This is a genomic window from Actinoalloteichus fjordicus, assembly GCF_001941625.1.
In the GTDB taxonomy this organism is placed as follows: Bacteria; Actinomycetota; Actinomycetes; order Mycobacteriales; family Pseudonocardiaceae; genus Actinoalloteichus_A; species Actinoalloteichus_A fjordicus.
Genome location: NZ_CP016076.1, coordinates 607,255 through 629,537, shown reverse-complemented (window position 1 = coordinate 629,537; position 22,283 = coordinate 607,255). Strand labels below are relative to the sequence as shown.

The 22,283-nt window shown below is 68.2% G+C and carries 18 protein-coding genes, 4 tRNA genes and 1 pseudogene; 6 read left to right on the top strand and 17 right to left on the bottom strand.

The annotated features are described in order from the left end of the window. Positions 1-72: 72 nt before the first annotated feature. The 3 genes from rpoB to rplJ all read right to left on the bottom strand — a co-directional run bounded on the left by rpoB (position 73) and on the right by rplJ (position 4,973). Positions 73-3,567: a DNA-directed RNA polymerase subunit beta gene (rpoB, locus tag UA74_RS02850; RefSeq protein ID WP_075738655.1), complete on the bottom strand. Its 3,495-nt coding sequence runs from the start codon at positions 3,565-3,567 to the stop codon at positions 73-75. Positions 3,568-3,954: 387 nt separating this feature from the next. Further along, positions 3,955-4,338, bottom strand: coding sequence for a 50S ribosomal protein L7/L12 (gene rplL / locus UA74_RS02845; RefSeq protein WP_075738653.1), 384 nt, complete (start codon positions 4,336-4,338; stop codon positions 3,955-3,957). A gap of 74 nt (positions 4,339-4,412) precedes the next feature. Then, positions 4,413-4,973, bottom strand: coding sequence for a 50S ribosomal protein L10 (gene rplJ / locus UA74_RS02840; protein ID WP_075738651.1), 561 nt, complete (start codon positions 4,971-4,973; stop codon positions 4,413-4,415). Between the two features lie 494 nt (positions 4,974-5,467). On the opposite strand from rplJ, the gene UA74_RS02835 reads away from it, so the two are divergent. Then, positions 5,468-6,583 carry a hypothetical protein gene (locus UA74_RS02835; protein WP_075738649.1) on the top strand — a complete coding sequence of 372 codons (1,116 nt, stop codon included), beginning with the start codon at positions 5,468-5,470 and terminating at the stop codon, positions 6,581-6,583. Between the two features lie 448 nt (positions 6,584-7,031). Here the strand turns inward: UA74_RS02835 and rplA are convergent, their stop codons facing one another. From rplA to UA74_RS02815, 4 genes are all read right to left on the bottom strand, one after another. Then, positions 7,032-7,751 (bottom strand): 50S ribosomal protein L1, encoded by a 720-nt coding sequence (gene rplA / locus UA74_RS02830; RefSeq protein ID WP_075738647.1) that lies wholly within the window; start codon positions 7,749-7,751, stop codon positions 7,032-7,034. Between the two features lie 120 nt (positions 7,752-7,871). Next, positions 7,872-8,669: a transcription termination/antitermination protein NusG gene (nusG, locus tag UA74_RS02825; protein WP_075738645.1), complete on the bottom strand. Its 798-nt coding sequence runs from the start codon at positions 8,667-8,669 to the stop codon at positions 7,872-7,874. Positions 8,670-8,742: 73 nt separating this feature from the next. Continuing rightward, the gene (gene secE / locus UA74_RS02820) at positions 8,743-9,156 is read right to left on the bottom strand and encodes a preprotein translocase subunit SecE (protein ID WP_075738643.1); all 414 of its coding nucleotides are present in this window, start codon (positions 9,154-9,156) and stop codon (positions 8,743-8,745) included. Positions 9,157-9,190: 34 nt separating this feature from the next. Continuing rightward, a tRNA-Trp gene (locus tag UA74_RS02815) sits at positions 9,191-9,263 on the bottom strand. A 217-nt stretch (positions 9,264-9,480) separates the two neighbouring features. On the opposite strand from UA74_RS02815, the gene UA74_RS02810 reads away from it, so the two are divergent. Then, complete coding sequence (locus tag UA74_RS02810) at positions 9,481-10,722, top strand: pyridoxal phosphate-dependent aminotransferase (protein WP_075738641.1); 1,242 nt, start codon at positions 9,481-9,483, stop codon at positions 10,720-10,722. Between the two features lie 367 nt (positions 10,723-11,089). Here the strand turns inward: UA74_RS02810 and UA74_RS02805 are convergent, their stop codons facing one another. From UA74_RS02805 to UA74_RS02775, 7 genes and pseudogenes are all read right to left on the bottom strand, one after another. Beyond that, positions 11,090-11,515 carry a MaoC/PaaZ C-terminal domain-containing protein gene (locus tag UA74_RS02805; RefSeq protein ID WP_075738639.1) on the bottom strand — a complete coding sequence of 142 codons (426 nt, stop codon included), beginning with the start codon at positions 11,513-11,515 and terminating at the stop codon, positions 11,090-11,092. A gap of 101 nt (positions 11,516-11,616) precedes the next feature. Further along, a pseudogene (locus tag UA74_RS02800) lies at positions 11,617-12,069 on the bottom strand (FAS1-like dehydratase domain-containing protein); the annotation flags it as partial. Between the two features lie 218 nt (positions 12,070-12,287). Beyond that, positions 12,288-12,452 carry a 50S ribosomal protein L33 gene (gene rpmG / locus UA74_RS02795; RefSeq protein WP_069846347.1) on the bottom strand — a complete coding sequence of 55 codons (165 nt, stop codon included), beginning with the start codon at positions 12,450-12,452 and terminating at the stop codon, positions 12,288-12,290. A 74-nt stretch (positions 12,453-12,526) separates the two neighbouring features. Next, positions 12,527-12,602, bottom strand: a tRNA-Met gene (locus UA74_RS02790). 68 nt (positions 12,603-12,670) lie between these two features. Further along, a tRNA-Thr gene (locus UA74_RS02785) sits at positions 12,671-12,746 on the bottom strand. 78 nt (positions 12,747-12,824) lie between these two features. After that, a complete protein-coding gene (locus UA74_RS02780) occupies positions 12,825-15,458 on the bottom strand; it encodes an EAL domain-containing protein (protein ID WP_075738635.1) in 2,634 nt (877 codons plus the stop codon). A 1,034-nt stretch (positions 15,459-16,492) separates the two neighbouring features. Beyond that, complete coding sequence (locus UA74_RS02775; protein ID WP_075743345.1) at positions 16,493-16,984, bottom strand: YajQ family cyclic di-GMP-binding protein; 492 nt, start codon at positions 16,982-16,984, stop codon at positions 16,493-16,495. A gap of 144 nt (positions 16,985-17,128) precedes the next feature. Between UA74_RS02775 and UA74_RS02770 the strand changes: the two genes are divergently transcribed. After that, positions 17,129-17,210 (top strand) — tRNA-Tyr (locus tag UA74_RS02770). Positions 17,211-17,928: 718 nt separating this feature from the next. Continuing rightward, positions 17,929-18,219 carry a hypothetical protein gene (locus UA74_RS31430; RefSeq protein ID WP_157433961.1) on the top strand — a complete coding sequence of 97 codons (291 nt, stop codon included), beginning with the start codon at positions 17,929-17,931 and terminating at the stop codon, positions 18,217-18,219. Positions 18,220-18,452: 233 nt separating this feature from the next. Here the strand turns inward: UA74_RS31430 and UA74_RS02765 are convergent, their stop codons facing one another. After that, positions 18,453-18,962: an anthrone oxygenase family protein gene (locus UA74_RS02765; RefSeq protein WP_232237607.1), complete on the bottom strand. Its 510-nt coding sequence runs from the start codon at positions 18,960-18,962 to the stop codon at positions 18,453-18,455. 89 nt (positions 18,963-19,051) lie between these two features. Beyond that, positions 19,052-19,891 (bottom strand): NAD(P)H-binding protein, encoded by an 840-nt coding sequence (locus UA74_RS02760; RefSeq protein WP_198042906.1) that lies wholly within the window; start codon positions 19,889-19,891, stop codon positions 19,052-19,054. 87 nt (positions 19,892-19,978) lie between these two features. Here UA74_RS02760 and UA74_RS02755 point away from each other — a divergent pair, with 87 nt between their 5' ends. Then, positions 19,979-20,920, top strand: a complete 942-nt coding sequence (locus tag UA74_RS02755; protein ID WP_075738598.1) for an AraC family transcriptional regulator — start codon at positions 19,979-19,981, stop codon at positions 20,918-20,920. Here UA74_RS02755 and UA74_RS02750 read toward each other — a convergent pair. Then, complete coding sequence (locus tag UA74_RS02750) at positions 20,880-21,110, bottom strand: hypothetical protein (protein WP_157433960.1); 231 nt, start codon at positions 21,108-21,110, stop codon at positions 20,880-20,882. The two genes, UA74_RS02755 and UA74_RS02750, sit on opposite strands and share 41 nt — an antisense overlap. 150 nt (positions 21,111-21,260) lie before the next feature. On the opposite strand from UA74_RS02750, the gene rfbA reads away from it, so the two are divergent. Next, on the top strand, positions 21,261-22,151 hold the full coding sequence (rfbA, locus tag UA74_RS02745) for a glucose-1-phosphate thymidylyltransferase RfbA (RefSeq protein WP_075765922.1): 891 nt from the start codon (positions 21,261-21,263) through the stop codon (positions 22,149-22,151). Positions 22,152-22,283 lie beyond the last annotated feature (132 nt).

Sequence of the window (22,283 nt, the reverse complement as noted above, 5' to 3'; positions counted from 1 at the left end):
TGTGGGGCAGGGCCAGGTCGGGCGGAAGTCGATCCGGATACCCGGATCGACCCCCGCCCGACGTCAGCGAGGTCAGTTCACGACATCGTCGACAGACGGCGACTCGTTGCGCGAGAGGTTGATGCCCAGGTTCGCGGCAGCCCGCTCCAGGTCCTCGTCCTCGGTGTCGCGCATCTCGATCGCGGCGCCGTCGGTGGAGAGCACCTCGACGTTCAGGCACAGTGCCTGCAGCTCCTTGAGCAGCACCTTGAAGGACTCCGGGATGCCGGGGTCGGGGATGTTCTCCCCCTTGACCACGGCCTCGTAGACCTTGACCCGACCGACCACGTCGTCCGACTTGATCGTGAGCAGCTCCTGGAGCGTGTACGCAGCGCCGTAGGCCTGCATGGCCCAGCACTCCATCTCGCCGAACCGCTGGCCACCGAACTGTGCCTTACCACCGAGCGGCTGCTGAGTGATCATCGAGTATGGACCGGTCGACCGAGCGTGGATCTTGTCGTCCACCAGGTGCAGCAGCTTCAGGATGTACATGTAGCCGACCGCGACCGGGTACGGGTACGGCTCGCCGCTGCGCCCGTCGAACAGTCGTGCCTTGCCGTCGGCCTTGACCATCCGCTCGCCGTCCCGGTTGGGCAGCGTCGAGCCGAGCAGACCGGTGATCTCCTCTTCCCTGGCGCCGTCGAACACCGGGGTGGCGGTGTTCGTACCCGGCTCCGCCGAGTACAGCTCGTCGGGAAGGCGGCCCGCCCAGTCCGGGTTGCCCTCGATGTCCCAGCCCTGCTTCGCGATCCAGCCGAGGTGGGTCTCCAGCACCTGACCGATGTTCATCCGTCGCGGCACACCGTGGGTGTTCAGGATGATGTCGACCGGCGTGCCGTCCGGCAGGAAGGGCATGTCCTCGGCAGGCAGGATCTTGCCGATGACGCCCTTGTTCCCGTGCCGACCGGCCAGCTTGTCGCCGTCCTGGATCTTCCGCTTCTGCGCCACGTACACGCGCACCAGCTCGTTCACCCCGGGGGGCAGCTCGTCGTCGTCATCCCGGCTGAACACCCGGATGCCGATGACCTTGCCGTTCTGCCCGTGCGGCACCTTCAGCGACGTGTCCCGCACCTCGCGGGCCTTCTCGCCGAAGATGGCGCGCAGCAGACGCTCCTCCGGAGTCAGCTCGGTCTCGCCCTTCGGGGTGACCTTGCCGACCAGGATGTCGCCGGGCCGGACCTCGGCGCCGATGCGGATGATGCCGCGCTCGTCGAGGTCGGCGAGGACGTCCTCGGAGACGTTCGGGATGTCCCGCGTGATCTCCTCGGCACCCAGCTTGGTGTCACGAGCATCGATCTCGTGCTCCTCGATGTGAATCGAGGTGAGCACGTCGTCCTGCACGAGGCGCTGCGACAGGATGATCGCGTCCTCGTAGTTGTGCCCCTCCCACGGCATGATCGCCACGAGCAGGTTCTTGCCAAGGGCCATCTCGCCCTCGTCGGTGCACGGTCCGTCGGCGATGACCTGGCCGATCTCGACGCGCTCACCCTCGGAGACGATCGGCTTCTGGTTGGTGCAGGTGCCCTGGTTCGAGCGGCGGAACTTGTGCAGCCGGTAGGTCTGCCGAGTCCCGTCGTCGGCCATGACGGTGATGAAGTCGGCGCACACCTCTTCGATGACGCCTGCCTTGTCGACCACCAGGACGTCACCCGCGTCGACGGCGGCACGCAGCTCCATGCCAGTGCCGACCAGCGGCGACTCGCTGCGCAGCAACGGCACCGACTGGCGCTGCATGTTCGCGCCCATCAGGGCACGGTTGGCGTCGTCGTGTTCGACGAAGGGGATCATCGCCGTGGCGACGGACACCATCTGTCGGGGCGAGACGTCCATGTAGTCGACGTCCGACGGCGGGATGTAGTCCAGCTCGCCGCCCTTCCGGCGGACCAGGACCCGGTCCTCGAGGAAGGTGCCGTCGTCGGAGATCGGCGTGTTCGCCTGCGCCTTGACGAAGCGGTCCTCTTCGTCGGCCGTCAGGAAGTCGACCTGATCGGTGACCCGACCCTCGACGACCTTCCGGTACGGCGTCTCGATGAACCCGAAGGGGTTCACCCGGCCGTACGACGACAGCGAGCCGATCAGACCGATGTTCGGGCCTTCCGGCGTCTCGATCGGGCACATGCGGCCGTAGTGCGACGGGTGGACGTCGCGGACCTCCATGCCCGCGCGCTCCCGGGACAGACCGCCCGGACCCAGCGCCGAAAGCCTGCGCTTGTGGGTCAGACCCGCGAGCGGGTTGGTCTGGTCCATGAACTGGGAGAGCTGCGAGGTGCCGAAGAACTCCTTGATCGCGGCCACGACGGGCCGGATGTTGATCAGGGTCTGCGGCGTGATGGCCTCGACGTCCTGCGTGGTCATCCGCTCGCGGACGACCCGCTCCATCCGCGACAGGCCGACCCGGATCTGGTTCTGGATCAGCTCGCCGACCGTGCGAAGGCGACGGTTGCCGAAGTGGTCGATGTCGTCGCTCTCGACGGGCACCTCGACGACCTCGTCGCCCTGTCCGACCAGCATCTTGTCGTCGCCTGCGTGCAGGCGGACCAGGTACTCGATCGTCGTGACGATGTCCTCTTCGATCAACGTGCCCGCCTGGACGGGCTCGTTGATGCCGAGCTTCTTGTTCAGCTTGTATCGGCCGACCTTGGCGAGGTCGTAGCGCTTGTCCTTGAAGAACAGGTTCTCAAGCAGGGTCTGCGCGCTCTCCCTGGTCGGGGGCTCGCCAGGACGCAGCTTGCGGTAGATGTCGAGCAGCGCCTCGTCCTGCCCGGCGGTGTGGTCCTTGTCGAGGGTGGCGATCAGCGTCTCGCTGAAGCCGAAGCGCTCCCGGATGCGCTCGGCGTTCCAGCCGAGGGCCTTCAGCAGCACCGTGACGGGCTGACGACGCTTGCGGTCGATCCGGACACCGACCGTGTCGCGCTTGTCGACATCGAACTCCAGCCAGGCTCCACGGCTGGGAATGATCTTTACGTTGTAGACGTCCTTATCCGTCGTCTTGTCGACGGCGTGATCGAAATAGACGCCTGGCGAACGGACCAACTGGGAGACGACGACTCGCTCGGTGCCGTTGATGATGAACGTGCCCTTGTTCGTCATCATCGGGAAATCACCCATGAACACCGTCTGGCTCTTGATCTCGCCGGTGGTGTTGTTGGTGAATTCCGCGGTGACGAACAACGGCGCCGCGTAGGTCATGTCCTTGTCCTTGCACTCCTCGACCGAGGCCTTGACCTCGTCGAAGCGCGGGCTGGAGAAGGAGAGAGACATCGAGCCGGAGAAGTCCTCGATCGGGGAGATCTCGTTCAAGACCTCTTCAAGCCCACCGACCGGGAGGTCCTCGCCCGCGTCAATGCGGCGCTGGAACCAGGATTCGGCCCCGGTGAGCCATTCGAAGGACTGGACCTGAAGGTCCAACAGATCAGGCACCCCGAGCGGCTCACGGATCTTCGCGAACGAGACCCGCTTGGGTGCCCCAGGGATCCCCGACATGGAGTTGGTCGCAGCAGTGGCCTGGGTCGCGCGGGAGACTGCCAAGATGCGTCCTTCCAGGGACTGGTAGCTGGCTAAGCAGCGGCGCTAGCAGCCGACTAACACAGCTGTCAAGGGTGCAGTGGTGCCCAACATCCTACGCCCCGACAGAGGACAGGCGGAAAGTGGGCAGCGCAAAGAGCCAGTCTAGCCGCAATCCCGGCGACTGTCGAGTGGCAACGGCCACGCCGCCACTCGCACGACAACAGAGTGACTCCGGTCCGCGCTTGAGTCAAGACGGCACGCGCCGATCACTCGCGTGGCCCAGCAGACCGTCACCTCGTGTCACCGTCGTCCGTCCCGGACGGCCCGCCGACTCGGCGGTGGACACATGTCGGGGGGTGGTTCCACCTGGAATCCACCCCCCGACACGCGGTGTGCAACAGCACTAGATCACTTGACGGTGACCTTGGCGCCCGCAGCCTCGAGCTTCTCCTTGGCGGACTCGGCAGCGTCCTTGGCGACGGCCTCGAGGACGGCCTTGGGCGCGCTCTCGACGAGCTCCTTGGCCTCCTTCAGGCCCAGGCCGCTGACGAGCTCGCGGACGACCTTGATGACCTGGATCTTCTTGTCGCCCGCAGCCTCGATGACCACGTCGAACTCGCTCTGCTCCTCGACGGCCTCAGCGGCGGCGGCCGGGCCTGCGGCGACCACGGCGGCAGGCGCGGCGGCGGTGACGTCGAAGGTCTCCTCGAACTCCTTCAGGAAGCCGGAGAGCTCGAGAAGGGTCATGTCCTTGAAGTGGTCGAGCAGCTCTGCGTTGGACAGCTTCGCCATGGTGGCGGTTCCTTTCTGGCTCACCCGGCCGGCGTACGAGGACTACCGGACGGGCTGGTGGTGTGGGTGGGTGCTCAGGCTTCGGCCGGAGCGTCGGCGGCCTCGGCCGCCGGGGCCTCGCCTGCCGGCTTCTTCTCTTCCAGGGCGACGAAGAGCCTGGCCGCCTTGGTGGCCGGTGCCGCGAAGGTGGCGGCGGCCTTGGACAGGTTCGCCTTCAGCGCACCCGCCATCTTGGCCAGCAGCACCTCACGGGAGTCGAGGTCGGCAATCTGGTTGACCTCGTCCACGGACAGCGCGCGGCCGTCCATGTACCCGCCCTTGATGACGAGCGCCTTGTTGTCCTTCGCGAAGTCACGCAGGGCCTTGGCAGCGTCGACGGGCTCGCCCTCGACGAAGGCGATGGCGGTCGGACCGGTGAACAGGTCGCCGAGACCGTCCACTCCGGCGTCCACCGCGGCACGCTTGACCAACGTGTTCTTCGCGACCCGGTACGTGGCGCCCTGGCCCAGTGCACGGCGCAGCTCGTTGAGCTGTGCCATGGAAAGCCCGCGATATTCGGTGATCACCGCTGCCGAGGCAGAACGGAACCGGTCCGAGATCTCGGTGACCGCGTCGACCTTGTCGGACTTGGCCATGTCGCCTCCTCTCTGCGCATCGAATGTCGTTCGGCGAACCGAACGACAGGTGCTCGGGTCTGCTGATTCCGAAGCGAAGACCACGCGGAGAAGACGAACGCCCCGGCGCTGGACGGCACGGGGCGTGAGAACGGCAGCCGCATCAGGGCTGACCCGTAAGAGCCTCGTTCCTCCTGCGCGGGCCGCCCGTCTGCGACGGGCCTTCGTCGTGTCGCAGTCGCCTGCGGCCACGAAACCAGCGGTCTTCGGTAGAACTGGCGTCAAGGATAGCGCACGGTCCAGGCATCCCCGGCGAGGCCCTCTCGGCAGGCTGTCGACCCGCGCCGCAACCGCCCCGCCTGCCTCGGCCGAAAGTCACGGCCAGCGATCACGGCAGAAGGCGGCGGAGGGCAGCGCAAGCCCGCAGGCTCCACACACCGGCCTCGACGTCCCAGCCGCGCCCCGGGCTCGGCAAGTCACTACCTGCACCCGATCACGCACGGCATGATGGGGACGTGGCCGAACTGCGACGCCCCGACGACTCCGACGAGGTCCCTCCGCGCCCAGCCGCGCTGCCCGCAGGCCCCACCGAGGGTCCCGATCAGCTCGACGCCGTGCAGCGGCGTGAGTTCGAGGACTTCCGCCGCTTCCAGGAGTATCAGCGCTTTCAGGCGGCCCAGACCGAGGAGAAGGCGCCGGAGAAGCCCGTCCCGCTCTGGCGACGTCTGCTGCGCAGGAAGCTTGTCCGCAAGCTGCTGATGTTCGTGATCCTGGTGATCGTCGCCCTGCTGGTGCAGCAGTGCATGTTCGGCGGCGGGGGGTCCGCAAGCGGTCCCGGCGGGCAGAGCCCCGGTTTCGGCACCGGCGGGAGCGTCCGGCCTGCCAGCCCGCGCGAGACGGTCCGCACCGTCTATCACTACATCGGGCACCACGAGGAGGGCGATCAACGTCCCTGCTCGTTGTTCACCGCCTCGGCCGCGACGCAGTTCGCCGACGCTCATGGTGCGGCGGACTGCGCCGAGGCCGTCCGGGGGCTGGCGGGCGAGGTGACCGACGCCGAGCGGTACGCGAGCCCCGAGTTCGGCACCGACGCGGGACAGGTCGACGGCGACCGCAAGGAGATCAGCTCCTGCGGGTCGATGACCGTCCGGGGCGGGACACCGCTGGGCACGTTCGAGTTGACCCGGCACCCCGACGGCGGCTGGCAGGTGGCGGGCTACTCGGTCGAGGAAGAGTGCGAGGCCTCGGCGCCGCCGTCGGAGGCCGCCGATCCGACCGTGACCGGCAGGCCGTCGGAGACCATCCGGCTACTGCACACCTACGTGCTCTTCGGGCCCGCCGCCGAAGGCTGCGCCCTCTTCTCGGCCGAGGCGGCGGCGGCCTTCGCCACCGCCTTCGGCGCCGCGGACTGCGTGTCGGCGGTGCAGGCACTCGGGGAGGACGTCGAGATGGGCTACCGCAGCCCCGGCTTCCCCGACTCGGCGAACAGTCCGACGGGACGCGTCGCGACCATCAGCTCCTGCGAGATGACCGTCAACGGCGGTCCGCCGTTGGGAATCTTCGAGCTCACGTACCAGGACGACACCCGATCCTGGCTGATCACCGATCACCAGGAGGAGGACTGCGGCTGAGCAGGCCGACGCACCCTGGGGACCGGTGGGCGACGGCGCGGCGACCGGGTCACCCGCTTCGATCAGCTCACGTGCGACCCGCACGGGCCGCAGCCGCGAGCGCGGACGTCGCACGGCGGGACGGCCCGCCCCCGTCGGGGCTCGGGTTGGCACGGGTGCAGGCTCCGCAGGCCGCTGGTTGCACAGTGATCGGCGAGCGCTCCCCGGCCGCACCGCGTCGGAGTCGGAACGACGCCGACGCGGCTCCGCTGCCCGGTCCCCCCCGTCCTGCCCATGCCCAGGCCCGACCGTCAGGCCCACCGAGCACCTGCCCCGGACGGCCGGTCTGCCTTCGGCTGGCCGGGGAGCTCCTGCTGCACCCGCAGCGATCGAGGACCCGCACAGACGAATCGGGCCCCCGCCGCAGATGCGGCGGGGGCCCGATCACGTGGTCAGCCTGCGTAGGACCTCAGGAAGAGGCCTCGTCGGACAGCAGGTCGCGGGTGCGGTTCGGGTCGACCGGGATGCCGGGGCCCATGGTCGTGGAGAAGGTGATCTTCTTCAGGAAGCGGCCCTTGGCTGCCGAGGGCTTCGCCCGCAGCACCTCGTCCAGGGCGACCGCGTAGTTCTCGACCAGCTTGTCGGTCTCGAACGACGCCTTGCCGATCACCATGTGCAGGTTGGCCTGCTTGTCTACCCGGAAAGTGATCTTTCCGCCCTTGATCTCGGTGACGGCCTTCGTGACGTCGGGCGTCACGGTGCCGGTCTTCGGGTTCGGCATCAGGCCACGCGGGCCGAGGATGCGCGCGATCCGACCGACCTTGGCCATCTGATCCGGCGTGGCGATCGCGGCGTCGAAGTCCAGCCAACCGCCCTGGATGCGCTCGATCAGCTCGTCGGTGCCCACCGCGTCGGCGCCTGCGGCCTCGGCCTCGGCTGCCTTGTCCCCCGTCGCGAAGACGATCACGCGGGCGGTCTTGCCGGTGCCGTGCGGCAGGTTGACGGTGCCACGCACCATCTGGTCGGCCTTACGCGGGTCGACGCCGAGCCGGATCGCCACCTCGACCGTGGAGTTCTGCTTGGCCTTGGCGGTCTCCTGGGCCAGCTTGGTCGCCTCCAGCGGCGAGTAGAGCCGCGCGCGGTCGATCAGCTCTTCTGCCTGACGATAAGCCTTGCTGCGCTTGGTCATGTCCTCTGTTCCTTCGATTCTGGATCAGTCGTGGTGACGGGCCAGCGCGTGGCCCTCCCACATTTCCGACGCCGCAGGGACGCGGCGGGGTCTTGAGCAGGCGAACGAATGTCGCCGTGGTCAGATCTTGGAGACCTGGTTGAACGACAGCTCCACCGGAGTCTCGCGGCCGAAGATCGACACCAGCACCTTGAGCTTCTGTGCGTCGGCGTTGACCTCGTTAATCGTCGCGGGCAGGGTGGCGAACGGCCCGTCCATGACGGTCACCGACTCGCCGACCTCGAAGTCGACCTCGATGTTCGACTTGCTTGCCGCAGCGGCGGCCTTGCCCTTCTCCGGCTTGGCCTCCTCGACCTGCGGGACGAGGAACTTCAGCACCTCGTCCAGGGTCAGCGGCGAGGGACGCGAGGTGGCCCCGACGAAGCCGGTGACACCAGGCGTGTTGCGCACCGCGCCCCAGGAGGCGTCGTTCAGCTCCATCCGGACCAGGATGTAGCCGGGCAGCACCTTGCGCTGCACCTGCTTGCGCTGGCCGTTCTTGATCTCGGTGACCTCTTCGGTCGGCACCTCGACCTGGAAGATGAAGTCCTCCACGTCGAGGGTCTGGACCCGGGTCTCGAGGTTGGTCTTGACCTTGTTCTCGTAACCGGCGTAGGAGTGCACGACGTACCACTCGCCGGGCGCGCTCGCGAGCGCGGCGCGCATCTCGGCCACCGGGTCGAACTCGGGCTCGTCCTGGGGCTCCTCGGCCGCCTCGCCTGTCGAGGCCGCTCCGGCAGCAGCACCGTCGGTGGCCTCCGTGGCAGTCTCGCCGGCCTCGGCGGACTCGACAGCCGTCGAGTCGTCATCGGCGTCCTTGGCGTGCACCTGCGCGTCGGACAGGCCGGCCAGCTCCTGGCTGTCCTCGTTGGAGGTCACTGTCGGTCCCGCTTCCTCTCGTGTGTCGCGGTCGCGGCCCGTCCACCGACCTGCGATCCGCAACGGATCGAGATCAGCCGAACAGCCACAACACGCCCTGGCTGAAGGCGATGTCCAGTCCCGCCACCAGCGTCACCATGAAGGAAACGAAGACCAGCACCACCAGTGTGTAGGTCACCATCTGCTTGCGCGTGGGCCAGATGACCTTCCGGAGTTCAGCCACGACCTCGCGGATGAACCGACCAAGCCTACGCGGCAGCGAAGGGCGCTTGCCCTTGCCGTCGCGCGACTCGGTCGGCCGCCCCTTCTTCGGGGTGGCGCCCGAACTCACTACCTCGCCCTTGGACGACTCGGCGTCTCCGCCGCGTCGGTCCTTCCTGGCAGCCGGGCGCCCGGAGGCGCGGCGCTCGCGACGCTCGGCAGCGCTGCGTGGCCGGGAGGCGTCGTCGCCCTCCCCGTCCCGCTTGTGCTCGCGGTCCTCGCTCACGCTGCGCTCCTCCGCTCAGCCGTCGGCTTCGACGCAGGGGTGACAGGACTTGAACCTGCAACCTGCGGTTTTGGAGACCGCTGCTCTGCCAATTGAGCTACACCCCTTTGGCGGCCGAACCGGATGGTCCACCGCCGTCCGGACAACCTCGCGCACCGTCGCCGACCCATGACGCAGCCGGGTCTGAAGCGGTGAGCCTGCCCAGGATCGGAAGTGTACGGTACGCGGCCCGCATTACTCCAACCCCATTGCCCGCAGACCGTCATGACCGCGACTCCAGGGGCAGGCTCACCGACAGAAGGCCAGGTCTGGGAGCATTCCGGCATGGCCGTTCCACAGACAGACAGCCCAGTTCCCAGCCCGCTCCGCCCCCGAATCTCGGCACGAGTGGGCGGCATCCGCGAGTCCGCGACCCTGGCAGTGGACGCCAAGGCCAAGGCCCTCAAGGCAGCGGGCAGACCAGTCATCGGGTTCGGTGCGGGTGAGCCGGACTTCCCGACCCCGCCGCACATCGTGGCTGCGGCCGAGGCCGCCTGCGCCGAGCCGAGGAATCACCGCTACACCCCGGCGGGGGGCCTGCCCGAGCTCCGCGAGGCGATCGTCGAGAAGACCCTGCGCGACTCCCAGTACCAGGTCGAGCCGAGTCAGGTGCTGGTCACCAACGGTGGCAAGCAGGCCGTCTACCAGGCCTTTGCCACCCTGCTGGACCCCGGCGACGAGGTGCTCCTGCCCGCCCCCTACTGGACCACCTACCCCGAGGCGATCACTCTCGCGGGCGGTGCCGCTGTGGTCGTGCCCACCGACGAGTCGACCGGATACCTGGTCAGCGTCGAGCAGCTCGAGGTCGCCAGGACGGCCGCGACGAAGGTGCTGCTCTTCTGCTCGCCATCGAACCCGACGGGTGCGGTGTACCCGCCGGAGCAGGTCGCCGCGATCGGCCGCTGGGCGGCGGAGCACGGCATCTGGGTGATCACCGACGAGATCTACGAGCACCTCGTCTACGACGACGTGCAGGCGCTCTCGCTTCCGGTCGCCGTCCCGGAGCTGGCCGATCGGTGCATCGTGGTGAACGGGGTCGCCAAGACCTTCGCGATGACCGGATGGCGAGTGGGCTGGATGATCGGCCCGAAGGACGTCATCAAGGCGGCGGGCAACCTTCAGTCGCACCTGACCTCCAACGTCGCCAACGTCTCGCAGCGGGCGGCCCTGGCCGCCGTGGCGGGACCGCTGGACGCGGTGACGGAGATGCGGACGGCATTCGATCGCAGGCGGCAGACGATCGTGTCCCTGCTGTCGAAGATCCCCGGAGTGGCCTGCCCCACCCCGCAGGGCGCGTTCTACGTGTACCCCTCGGTCCGGGAGCTGCTCGGCAAGGAGCTGCGCGGCAGGCGGCTCACGTCGAGCATCGACCTGGCAGAGGTCGTCCTGGAGCACGCCGAGGTGGCCGTGGTGCCCGGTGAGGCCTTCGGCACGCCCGGCTACCTGCGGCTGTCCTACGCCCTCGGCGACGAGGACCTGGTGACCGGCGTCGAGCGGATGGGCGCGCTGCTCGCCGAGGCCCGCTAGATCACGAACGGCAGGCACGGCACTCGACCTGGCCTGCGCCACGACCCACGGGAACCCATGCGGCAACGGCCCCGTCGGGCCGCCGACACCGCCGGGAGCACTCGCTCCCGGCGGTGTCGTGTCTCCAGCCGATGGCGAAACGCCCGTGCCCCCGCGTATCCGACGTTCTCGCTCGAAGTCCACCGCCGCAGGCCGGGCCCGCGCAGCGACCTGCCTGGCGGGGGCCGCAGCCGGGCCGTCCCGCCTGCGGCAGGCAGCAGGCCCGCGCAGTCCCGCTCGCCGACGTCGGCGGTCAGCAGTACGCCGACGGGCGGGCACCGGAGCGGCCGGGCGGGCGCGGCGTCACGAGCCGCCGAGGTGCCTGCGATCAGGCCAGTCGAACCCGCGCGATCGCCCGGCCCAGCACCGCCTGTCCCCTGCTGCGCGCGGTGACGGTGACCTTCAGCGTGCCGTCGTCATCGCGCCCGGTGACCTTGCCGGACAACTCGATCAGGCCGCCGTCCTCGTCGTCCGGCACCACGACCGGCCGCGTGAAGCGAACCCCGAACTCGACCACCGCGGCTGGATCGCCCGCCCAGTCGGCCACCAGCCGCGCACCCTGAGCCATGGTGAACATGCCGTGGGCGATCACGTCGGGAAGGCCGACCTCGCGGGCCACTCGTTCGTTCCAGTGAATCGGATTGAAGTCGCCGGACGCACCGGCGTACCGGACGAGGTCCGCCCGGCTGACCGACACGCGCGACTCCGGAAGCAGCTCGCCGACCTCGACGTCCGCCGCAGCACGCAGGCTCATGCCCTGGCCCCTTCCGACTCGCTCGCGGCACCGGCCGAGCCGGTGGCGTCCTGATCTCCGGCACCGTTCCCGGTCGAAGCCGATCCGTTCGAACCCGGCGCGGGCGTGTCTGCGGTGCCCCTGGCGACGAGCATGGAGCGAGCGACCGTCACCAGTTCGCCGTCCTCGGTGTTGATGTCGGCTCGGACGGTGATCATGTCGTTGCCCGCCCGGCTGACGATGCTCTCGACCGTCGTCGTGGTGAGGAGGCGGTCCCCGCCTCGGATGGGGCGATGATGCACGAAGCTCTGGTCGCCGTGGACCACCCGGCTGTAGTCCAGTCCCAGCTCGGGGTCCTCGGTCAGCGCCGAGGTCGCCCCCATCGAGAGGATGACGGCGAAGGTCGGCGGAGCGATCACATCGGGATGCCCGGCCGCGACCGCCGCCGCGACGTCGTGATGCACGGGATCGGCGGCGCCGACCGCGACGGCGAACTCGCGGATCTTCTCCCGCGCGACCTCGTACGGCGCAGTAGGCGGATAGACACGTCCGATGAAGGCTTGATCCAGGGCCACGGGCCTTACCGTACCGATGGGCGGTCGCCGGGGACGCTGTCAGGTTCTCCTCGGCGAGGTTCTCCTCGGCGACGTCCTGCTCCCCCGCGACCCGACCCGACGTGGTCCGGCCCGCCCAGCCGCAGCCTGCCCATGACACGACGAAGGCCCCCGCCGCATCGGCGAGGGCCTTGGTCTGGTCGTGTCGTGACGACGGGGGTGCAGGTGCACCGATCCGGTCAGCGGGTCTCCTTGTGCACCCGGTGGGTGTTGCAGTTCGAGCAGTACTTCTTGATGCCCAAACGGTCCGGGTCGTTCCGCCGGTTCTTCCGGGTGATGTAGTTACGGTGCTTGCACTCCTCGCACGCCAACGTGATCTTGGGGCGAACGTCGGTGGCGGCCACGGGGAGCCTCTCTCTCACTCGGTCTCGCGGGATCGAGATGGCCGACCACTGATGTGGGCGTGGACCATCTCACTTGGTAGCGGTGGCCGGACTTGAACCGGCGACGCAACGATTATGAGCCGTTTGCTCTACCAACTGAGCTACACCGCCAAGCAAACATGACGCAACACACACGACTCTGCCGCGACACTCAACTGACCAGTGCCGCGACGAGATCGTGGAGCCCCAATACGGAATCGAACCGTAGACCTTCTCCTTACCATGGAGACGCTCTGCCGACTGAGCTATTGGGGCCTGCTCGGCTGGGAGCGATCCAGACTTTACACAACGACCGCCCGGATTGAGAAATCGGGGGTACCTCGCCCACCTGGACTAACTGACCAGTGTGAGCACCGTCTCATCGTAGAGACCGCGAACCCGCACCGTACGGGCCTGCAACCAGGCCTCGAAGCGGTCCAGCGGGAGCGGGCGAGAGATCAGATAGCCCTGGGCGATGTCGCAGCCCATCTCGACGAGCTGATCCCGCACCGCGTCCTCCTCGACCCCCTCGGCCACCACGACGAGGCCGAGGGAGTGACCGAGCTCGATGATCGACCGGACCACCGCCATGTCAGAGAGATCGGAGCCCATGCCGAACACGAAGCTCTTGTCGATCTTCACCTCGTCGACCGGCAGCTGTCGCAGGTAGGCCAACGAGGAGTAGCCGGTGCCGAAGTCGTCCACGGCCAGCACGACACCAAGCGCATGCAGCCTGCGCAGGACCGGCAGCGCACGCTCGGGATCGGACATGACCCCGGACTCGGTCAGCTCGAAGGTCAGGAGCTGCGGCGGAACCTCATGCCTGCTGAGGGCCTCGCCGACCCGCTCTGGGAAGTTCTCATCGGCGAGGTTGCGCACCGACAGGTTCACCGCCGCCGAGATCCGCAGGCCTCGGTCCAGCCAGCCGCGCACCTCGATCAGGGCGCGCTCCATGACGAAGGACGTCAGCGCGTCGACCAGTCCGGTCGCCTCGACCGCAGGCACGAACTCGTCCGGGTCCAGCCTGCCGAATTCCGGGTGAACCCACCGTACGAGCGCCTCCACGCCGACGACCGCCCGACTGCGCAGCGCGATCTTCGGCTGGAAGTGCACCTCGACCTGGCCGGTGTCCAGGGCCTGTCGGAACTGGGTGACCAGTTGAAAGCGCCGCAGGAAGATCTGCCCCATGCTCGGGGCGTATCGACGGACCCCGGCATCACCGGTCCTGGCCGCCCGCATGGCGACGTCCGCCTGCTGGAGCAGCGCGTCGGCGGGCGACTCCTCCTCCGTCGGCTCCTCGTCCAGGCAGGCGTAGCCGACGACGGCCGAGGCCTCCACCGTCAGGCGCTCCACCGGATAGGGGCGGACGACCTCCGTCAGGAGCAGCTCGGCGAGTTCGGCCAACTCCTCGTCGCTCCGGTCCAGGACCAACACCGCGAAGGAGCCGCTCTCCAACCGGGCCAGCGGGGCGTCGGCACCGAGGACGTCGCGGATGCGCCCGCCCGCGGCGACCACCATCCGATCGCTCCAGGCATGTCCGAGCGCATCGCTGACCGTGGACAGCACGTCGAGGTCGAGGCGCAGTATCGAGGCCTGCCGCCCCGGCTGGATGCGTGCGTCTGCGGCCTCGCGGAACCCGGGCCGGTTCAGCAGTCCGGTGAGCGGATCGTGATAGGCGTCATGCCGCAGCCTGCCCAGCAGCCTGCGATTGTCCATCGTGGTTGCGAGATGACTGGCCAGCGTGCGCAGCAGGCGGATGTCGGCCTGCCCGAATCCCCGCCACCGACTGATCCGGTCGTGCACCTCGACGGCGCCGAGCAGCTGGTGCGCCCCGCGCAACGGCACGACGAGCGCCTCGTAGGCGCCTCGGCTCTGCAATGCGGAGCGGATCTCCTCCACCGCGTCGATCGCCCGGAAGTAGCGCACCTGAGTGCCGGGAAGCTGAAGCAGCGGGTCGTCGCGAAGCTCTCCCTTCGGGAGCGCGCCTACGGGCAGGGCCTCCCCGGAGACGACGCTGAACCGATCACCGTCGGGATCAAGCCGCAGGTGCAGCACCACCCGGGTGGCGTTGAGCTGATCCCTGATCCGGTCGGTGATCGACTGCCATTCGTCTCGTGAGTCTGCGACGGCGATGGACCGCTCGCCCGCAGGCCTGCCCGCCACGTGCTGACCGGATCGTGCGACGGTGAGACTCACGTCGCTGAGGGCCTCCAGGTCACGGCGTTCGCGCAGCAGACCCGAGTAGGCGCGGTAGAAGGCGGCCACCGCCAGACAGAGGAAGACCAGCAGCGCCCATCCCCACGGCGCTCGGTCGGCCAGCTCGAATCCGACCAGGCCCACCGAGGTGTTGAGCAGTCCCACCGCGAGGATGTAGGCGGCCATCCGCACCGCACCGGAGAAGCGGACTTCGCCGCCGAGCACCCGCATCGCGGCCAGTGCCAGCAACATGCTGATGAGCGGGGAGAACAACGCGCCGAGCATCACCGGCAGCCAGCTGGGGCCGACCCCTTCCAGGAGCTGCCCGAGCACGGCGACCATCGCGAACGGCACCGCGACCTCCAGGCACATCACCCCCGCGTTGTAGACCGCGTGGCTGTAGGCCCGCCTGCTGATCAGCGTGCCCATCAGCATGCTCATGCCCGCGAGCAGATGAGCGATCAGCACCACTTCGAACGGCGCGATGAGCAGGCCGATGACCAGCGGGATCTCCGTGAAGGAGACCGTCCAGCCGACCCGGTTGACGTCGACGTGGATGGTGAAGCGCTCGGCGAGAAGGAAGCCGACGGCCAGGAGCGGCGCCGTCCAGTAGAGGTCGGAGCCGAAGTCACCGGGCACCATGGCGCTGACGAAGACGGAGAAGAGGATGCCGACGGCCAGCAGTCCACTGGAGAACCAGCGAAAAGACCGCTGATGCTCCTCGACACGCTGCGGAGAGCCTGTCGACTCCGGCGACTCCGCTTCGGAGACCTGGCCAGGGCTGTCGGACATGCCATCCTCCTCATGCCCCCGCCGGGCGCGCGGAGTAGGCCGAGGTTCGCGCAGGCCGACCCACGAGGTCACATATGTTTTACCATAAAAGTCCTCGCTTCTTTCCGGACAGAGCGCTAGATCTCAGCCTTTCCTGCCGTGACCGAGAAACTACTCACGGCTATTGACCGGAATGTCGCGTCACGGTATGCGATTGCCTTTCGATCTTGACTCACGATCCGTGCACGCCCGAGCACCGCCAGCATAATCCCTGGTCAGAAGGATTCACCTGACTCGATCCCCCGCCGGACATTCGCCGGGCCGCAGGCATCATGATGGCTGCGGGACGCGCCGGAAGCGAGACCGAGAAAAGGTCGGTCAATCGATTACGCGAACGCTTTTCGAGTCCCCCGAAGCGCGCCTTTTCTTGACAGGCGAGACGATTAGTCGCTGCTTTCGATCGGCGAAGAAGATCAGCACCGGCGGCGACGGCCCGTACCGAAGCGGCCACGTCGTGCACCCCCGGTACGCACCCCGGCCCGCAGGAAACCTCCGCACGCCCCGCACAGTGATCAACGGTGCAGCGTCGGCCTGCTCCCGATCGACGGCGCACCGTCCGCTCCGACCGCCCGTCCTCGCCCCGACACAGTCACGGCAGCGAGCTCCCGGCACGGGTTCCCACCAGGCTGGAATCTGGTCGGTCGCCTGGACATGACGGCCCCCGGCGCCGGAGGCATCGTCCGCAACGGACCCCGCAGGCCACGGCCACGTCGGGCGGACAGGCTCCAGCCCGATGATCGAGGAGTCCGTTCCCGTCGGCATCCTTGCCGGCGGCGACGCGCCCCGGCGGCGGGTTCCGGGGAGACGACCTGCCTAGGGCGCCGACGGCCGCCGACAGACCGCGAGACGCCCCGGATCCGTCGGGGCGGCTCAGCCTGCGCATCATCGCCGACACGACCCACCCCCGAAAAGCCCCACGTCGCCGCCCCACCGGGCTCGGTTCGATCCCGAGCCTGCGGGCGGACCTGCCCGGAGCCCAGACGGCGACCGACGAGTCAGCGGTAGTTCGTGAACTGCAACGCCAACTCGAAGTCGCTGGCCTTGAGCAGGCTGATCACGGCCTGCAGGTCGTCCTTCTTCTTGCTGGTGACCCGAAGCTGGTCGCCCTGGATCTGGGCCTGAGTGCCCTTCGGGCCCTCGTCCCGGATCTTCTTGGCGATCTGCTTGGCCTTCTCCGTGGAGATGCCCTGCACCAGGGTTCCGGTCACCCGGTAGATCCGGCCGGAGACGGCAGGCTCACCGACCTCGAACGCCTTCAACGAGATGCCACGCTTGATCAGCTTCTCCTTGAAGACGTCGATCGCGGCGGTGCAGCGCTCCTCCGTCTCCGCCTCGATGGTGATCGCCTCTTCACCCGACCACGAGACCTTCGCACCGGTCCCCCGGAAGTCGAAGCGGTTGGCGAGCTCCTTGCCCGCCTGGTTCAGCGCGTTGTCGACCTCCTGACGGTCGACCTTGCTCACCACGTCGAACGACGCGTCGGCCACGTCCACACCTCCGAAGAAGAAGACTGGTCACCGGCTCCTTGACGGGCCAGGACTACGAGAACGCTACTCGGGTGGGCACCCGACGCAGAGCATGCCCCGTTGGTATGTATGCTGTGTCTCGCTGGTCGGTGCGCCGATCGGTCTGGCGGGTTGCCCGAGCGGCCAAAGGGAGCGGACTGTAAATCCGTCGGCTACGCCTACGAAGGTTCGAATCCTTCACCCGCCACACCACGACGAACGCCTCGATGACCTCATGCGACACGGTCATCGGGGCGTTCGTCGTTTCTCCGGAGTGATGTCCGGCTGCTACCGGCACTCAGGCGGCTTCCTACGGGTGGGGCGTGCCTGAACCCTGCCCACGCTCGTCAGACTCCACGACCTGTCCAAGGCCGGTGCGACGCGAGCGCAGGCAGCGAGACGAGGGTCGTCGGGCAGGGTGCGGGTGAGATCCGCCGGGTCGAAGTAGTGCGGACGATCCCACGAGCCTGCCCGACATCGCAGGCTCGCCTCGCCGTCTCGCTCCGGCATTCACGATCCCCGGGTCCACACGGACGACGGCACGTCGCTGCTTTCACCAGGAGAGATCGGCGCTATATATTGATGATCCCTCGCTTGGCCGCGCGGTCTTGTTCCCGCGTCGGCTGACGCGGTGGCAGTCGCAAGACGACGACACCCGAATGTCGACAGCGGCGCCGCCATGGTCAGGCAGGGGTCAGCCGGTTCTGGACCGAGTCGGGGAATCTTCGTCCTGAACGGCTGGCGACGAGCGACGGACGCAGGCGAGTACGAGTCCGTTGCGGTTCAATCAATTGATAGACAAATGTGCACCAACCCGGCCGATTCGCCCTCGTCAGGGTGACGCCGCAGAGTGATTCGCGCTCAAGTAGATCATCAGTCAGACTGCCGACCAGCTTGATCCTGGTCGTGAAGAAGGAGAATAGTTCGTGTTCCGTGTTTCTTCCCGCATCGCGGCGGGTGCCGCGCTGGCCTGCGCGATCCTCGCAGGCACTGCCACCCCTGCACTGGCCGGCACAGCGGCGGCAAGCCCTCCTGGCTATGCAGGATTCGGCCGTGATGTCACAGTGAACCTTGACGAGTTCCAGGATGGCGACGAATACGGAAATAACGCGAACGTGACGAAGATTCCCGTCAGCATCATCTCATCGTACGACTCGTCACACACCATCGGATTCTATGGCACCGGCCCGGAGTTCTCTGGTGCGTTCGGCGGCTGACGGCGATCGCGATCAGCTCTGGAGCGTTCATCTGGTCACTCCGGGCAGGTTCGCCCGAGTTCGTTGACGGGTGCCACCGGTACGGTGAAAGCACTATTCCTCGTGCGGGTGGTGTTTCATCCCGCGTCTTCTTGATTCGCCGTTCCCCCGTCGCGGCTGGGGCGGCCGCGCGGGTCGGTCGCGACCGGCGACGCGCGCCCCGGCCCGTGCCGTGTCCTGCGGGCCGGGATTCGCTAGGCGATCACCGCCACACCGCCATACCGGAACAGTGCGATGACGAGGCAGGCCGCCGCCGCCGTCGACACCACCGCCCGGATGCCGTTCCACCGCACCCACCTCGCCTCGAATCGCCTGCGTGCCGCCGCGAGTTCTGCCGCTCCCGCCGAGCAGGCCACCTTCGCGAGCTCATCGTTCATCGGCACGTTGACGCGCATGGTGATCACGATCACGGTGAGGTCCAGGACGAGCGCGGCGAGGATCCACCCCGACACCTCGGGTGCGGCGCCGGGCAGGTGCAGCGCCGCCGCCGAGGCGATCAGCAGCGGCGCGCCCGCGAAGCCGAGGGCGAACCAGCCGTTGAGGATGGCCACGTTGATCCGCTGCACGGCTCGGACGAACGTGTGGTCGTCCGCCGTTCGCAGTCCCGGCATGACGGCACAGGCGAAGCCGTAGAACAGGCCCGCCGTCAGTCCCATGGCCAGGGTCGCGCCGATGAGCACGAGCGTCGATAGCAGTGGTGGCACAAGAATCTCCTCACCTGAGCGGGTCGACGGGTGGTCCGGCTCGGGTCAGCGTCTGACTCGGCCTGCACCGTGCGGAGTCGCGGCCGTGGTCACACCGACCAGACGCCGGTGGCCGCAGTGCGACGGGCATAGTCGGCGAAGTCCACGGGTTCCCGGCCGAGTGCCTGGCGGACACCGTCGGCCAGGTAGGCGTTGCGCCCGTCGAGGACGGTGGTGAACAGCTCGGTCAGGGCGCTCACCTCCTCGGCAGGCACGCCGTGGGTCGCCGCCGCAGCCGCATACTCCTGCGGACTGACCTGGACGAATCGGATGTCCCGACCGGTGGCGGCGGCGATTTCTGCTGCGGCATCGGCGAAGGTCAGCAGGCGTGGGCCGGTGACCTCGTAGAGCCGAGCCGCATGCCCCTCCTCGGTCAGCGCGGCGACGGCGACCGCCGCGACGTCCTCGGTATCGACGAACGGTTCGGCCACTGCCGAGGCAGGCAGCGCGATCTCCCCGCTGAGCACCGGGTCCAGCAGGAAGTGCTCACTGAAATTCTGGTCGAACCAGCTCGCTCGGACGATCGTCCAGTCGGCGCCCGTCTCCCGCACCGCCTGCTCGGCGCGCAGCGCGCCCTCTTCGCCTCGGCCGGACAGCAGGACCAGCCGCCGGACTCCGCTGCGCACCGCGAGGTTCGCGAAGGCCTCGACGGTCTCCGCAGCGCCGGGAAACGCGAGGTCCGGGTAGTACACGATGTAGACCGCCGCCACATCCGGCAGTGCCGCAGGCCAGGTGGCCTGGTCGGCCCAGTCGAAGCTCGGCCGACCGGATCGAGAGCCGATCCGTACCGGCAGGCCGAGGTCGGCGAGTCGGGCGGCGACGCGACGGCCGGTCTTGCCGGTGCCGCCGAGGACGAGGATCGGACGTCGCTGCGAAGCGTGTTCTGTCATGTCCTCAGTGAAGCCCGATCGAATGAGACGATCCATAGCCGACTGTCTTGAATACATCATTCATCGTCTAAAGTCCGGCGCATGGGTATGGATGCACTCGCAGGGCTGCTGGACGGTCCGCGGGCCAGGGGCGCCTTCCTCCTCCGCTCCGTGCTGAATCCACCCTGGTCCCTGCGGATCGAGGATCGCGCGCCGCTGACGCTGGTGTCCGTGGTCAGGGGACAGGCCTGGGTGGTGCCGGACACGGGTTCGGCGATCGAGTTGGCCGCAGGCGACGTCGCGATCGTCCGGGGGCCGGGTCCGTACACGGTCGCCGACGACCCGGCGACGCCACCGCAGGCCGTGATCCATCCGGGACAGCGCTGCACCACCCCGGCGGGGGAGCCGCTGCTCGGGCTGCGAGACCTCGGCGTCCGCACCTGGGGTGCCGATCCGAACGGGTCGACCATGATGCTGACCGGCACGTATCAGATGCACGGCGAGGTCAGCAGGCGGCTGCTCACCGCGCTGCCCGGCCTGGTCGTGCTCCGCGACGACGAGTGGGACTGCCCACTGCTGCCGCTGCTCAGCGACGAGATCGTGAAGGACGCCCCCGGACAGACCGCCGTCCTGGACAGGCTGCTCGATCTGCTGCTCATCGCGGTCCTGCGCGCCTGGTTCGACCGGCCAGAGGCACGGGCGCCCGCGTGGTACCGCGCCCAGTCCGATCCGGTCGTCGGACCGGCACTGCGCATCCTGCACAACGAGCCTGCCCGACCGTGGACCGTGGCGACGCTGGCCGCCGCGACCGGTGTGTCCCGCGCCTCACTGGCGCGACGCTTTCACGAGCAGGTGGGCGAACCGCCCATGCGGTTCCTCACCGGGTGGCGCCTCGCCGTCGCCGCCGATCTGTTGCGCAGCCCCGACGAGACGATCGGTTCAGTCGCCAGGAAGGTCGGCTACAGCAGTTCCTTCGCCTTGAGCACCGCGTTCAAGCGCGAGCACGGGCTCAGCCCCACGCAGTATCGGACCTCCGCGGCGGCAGGCTGAGCCCCCTCGGCCGCTCGATCCGTTCTCCCGACGAGCCCATCCGCCCGGGCAGCAGGCCGAGGATGCGGATCAGCAGTTCGACGGTCGCCGTCGCGAGCCGCTCCGCCGGGATTCGGCTGCGTACTCGTCGGGCATCGGCGGCGAGCATCGGCAGCGACCAGGTCTCCGCCGCGAACGGCTGCACTGGCATCCGCACGTGATCGTCATCGGCAGGTGGCTGATTGCGCTGTGCGGCCCTGAACGCGTGGCGTGGGAGCTAGGGTTGGACCGGCAGGCCGTTCGCTCCGAGCGCCTCGGCCACCAGCCGGACGGCGAAGCGGACACGAGGCAGGGAGTTGCGGTGAAGGGAATCGTGCTCGCGGGCGGCAGCGGCACACGGCTGCACCCGATCACACAGGCGGTGTCCAAGCAACTGCTTCCGGTCTACGACAAGCCGATGATCTACTACCCGCTGTCCGTGCTGATGCTGGCGGGAATCAGAGAGATCCTGATCATCTCCACTCCGGAGGATCTGCCGCTCTTCCGGAGGCTGCTCGGGAACGGCGAACAGCTGGGTCTCCGACTCGACTATGCGGTGCAGCCCCAGCCGAACGGGCTCGCCGAGGCCTTCGTGATCGGCGCGGACTTCATCGGCGACGACTCGGTCGCGCTGGTTCTCGGCGACAACATCTTCTACGGCCACGGTTTTCCCCGGATGCTGGCCGCGCAGGTCGTCGATCTGGACGGTTGTGTGCTCTTCGGCTATGCCGTGCAGGATCCGGAGCGTTACGGCGTCGGCGAGGTGGACGCGCACGGCAGGTTGATCAGCATCGAGGAGAAGCCCGCCACCCCCAAGTCGAACAAGGCCATCACCGGCCTCTACTTCTATGACAACGACGTGGTGGAGATCGCGCGCGGCCTTCGACCGTCGCCACGCGGCGAACTGGAGATCACCGACGTCAACCTCACCTACCTGCGTCAGGGCCGGGCGAAACTGGTGGACCTCGGGCGCGGATTCGCCTGGCTCGACACCGGAACGCATGACTCGATGCTGGCGGCAGGCCAGTTCGTACAGGTGTTGGAACATCGGCAGGGAGTCCGGATCGCCTGTCTGGAGGAGATCGCCCTGCGGATGGGCTACATCGACGCTGCGGCCTGCCACGCGCTGGGAGCCAAGCTCGCCAAGTCGGGCTACGGACAGTATGTGATGGCCATCGCGGCCGGGGGCAGCACGACGGACGACGTCTCCTGAAGCGGTCACCCGCGCGGTGAGACGCTCGCCGGTCGGCATGAACCCGACGGCGACCGCGAGTTCATGCCAGTCCCCTTGTTCGCTGCTCGGCGGCAGGTTTCGGGGGCAGCCAACGGCTTCCCCCGGATGACT

Excerpts from the sequence above, each read along its gene's own strand:
- rplA (WP_075738647.1), bottom strand. The coding sequence starts at position 7,751 with ATGACCAAGCGCAGCAAGGCTTATCGTCAGGCAGAAGAGCTGATCGAC.
- rplL (WP_075738653.1), bottom strand. The coding sequence starts at position 4,338 with ATGGCGAAGCTGTCCAACGCAGAGCTGCTCGACCACTTCAAGGACATG.
- UA74_RS02805 (WP_075738639.1), bottom strand. The coding sequence starts at position 11,515 with ATGAGCCTGCGTGCTGCGGCGGACGTCGAGGTCGGCGAGCTGCTTCCG.
- UA74_RS02755 (WP_075738598.1), top strand. The coding sequence starts at position 19,979 with ATGGATGCACTCGCAGGGCTGCTGGACGGTCCGCGGGCCAGGGGCGCC.
- UA74_RS02750 (WP_157433960.1), bottom strand. The coding sequence starts at position 21,110 with ATGCCAGTGCAGCCGTTCGCGGCGGAGACCTGGTCGCTGCCGATGCTC.
- UA74_RS02780 (WP_075738635.1), bottom strand. The coding sequence starts at position 15,458 with ATGTCCGACAGCCCTGGCCAGGTCTCCGAAGCGGAGTCGCCGGAGTCG.
- UA74_RS02810 (WP_075738641.1), top strand. The coding sequence starts at position 9,481 with ATGGCCGTTCCACAGACAGACAGCCCAGTTCCCAGCCCGCTCCGCCCC.
- UA74_RS02760 (WP_198042906.1), bottom strand. The coding sequence starts at position 19,891 with ATGACAGAACACGCTTCGCAGCGACGTCCGATCCTCGTCCTCGGCGGC.
- rplJ (WP_075738651.1), bottom strand. The coding sequence starts at position 4,973 with ATGGCCAAGTCCGACAAGGTCGACGCGGTCACCGAGATCTCGGACCGG.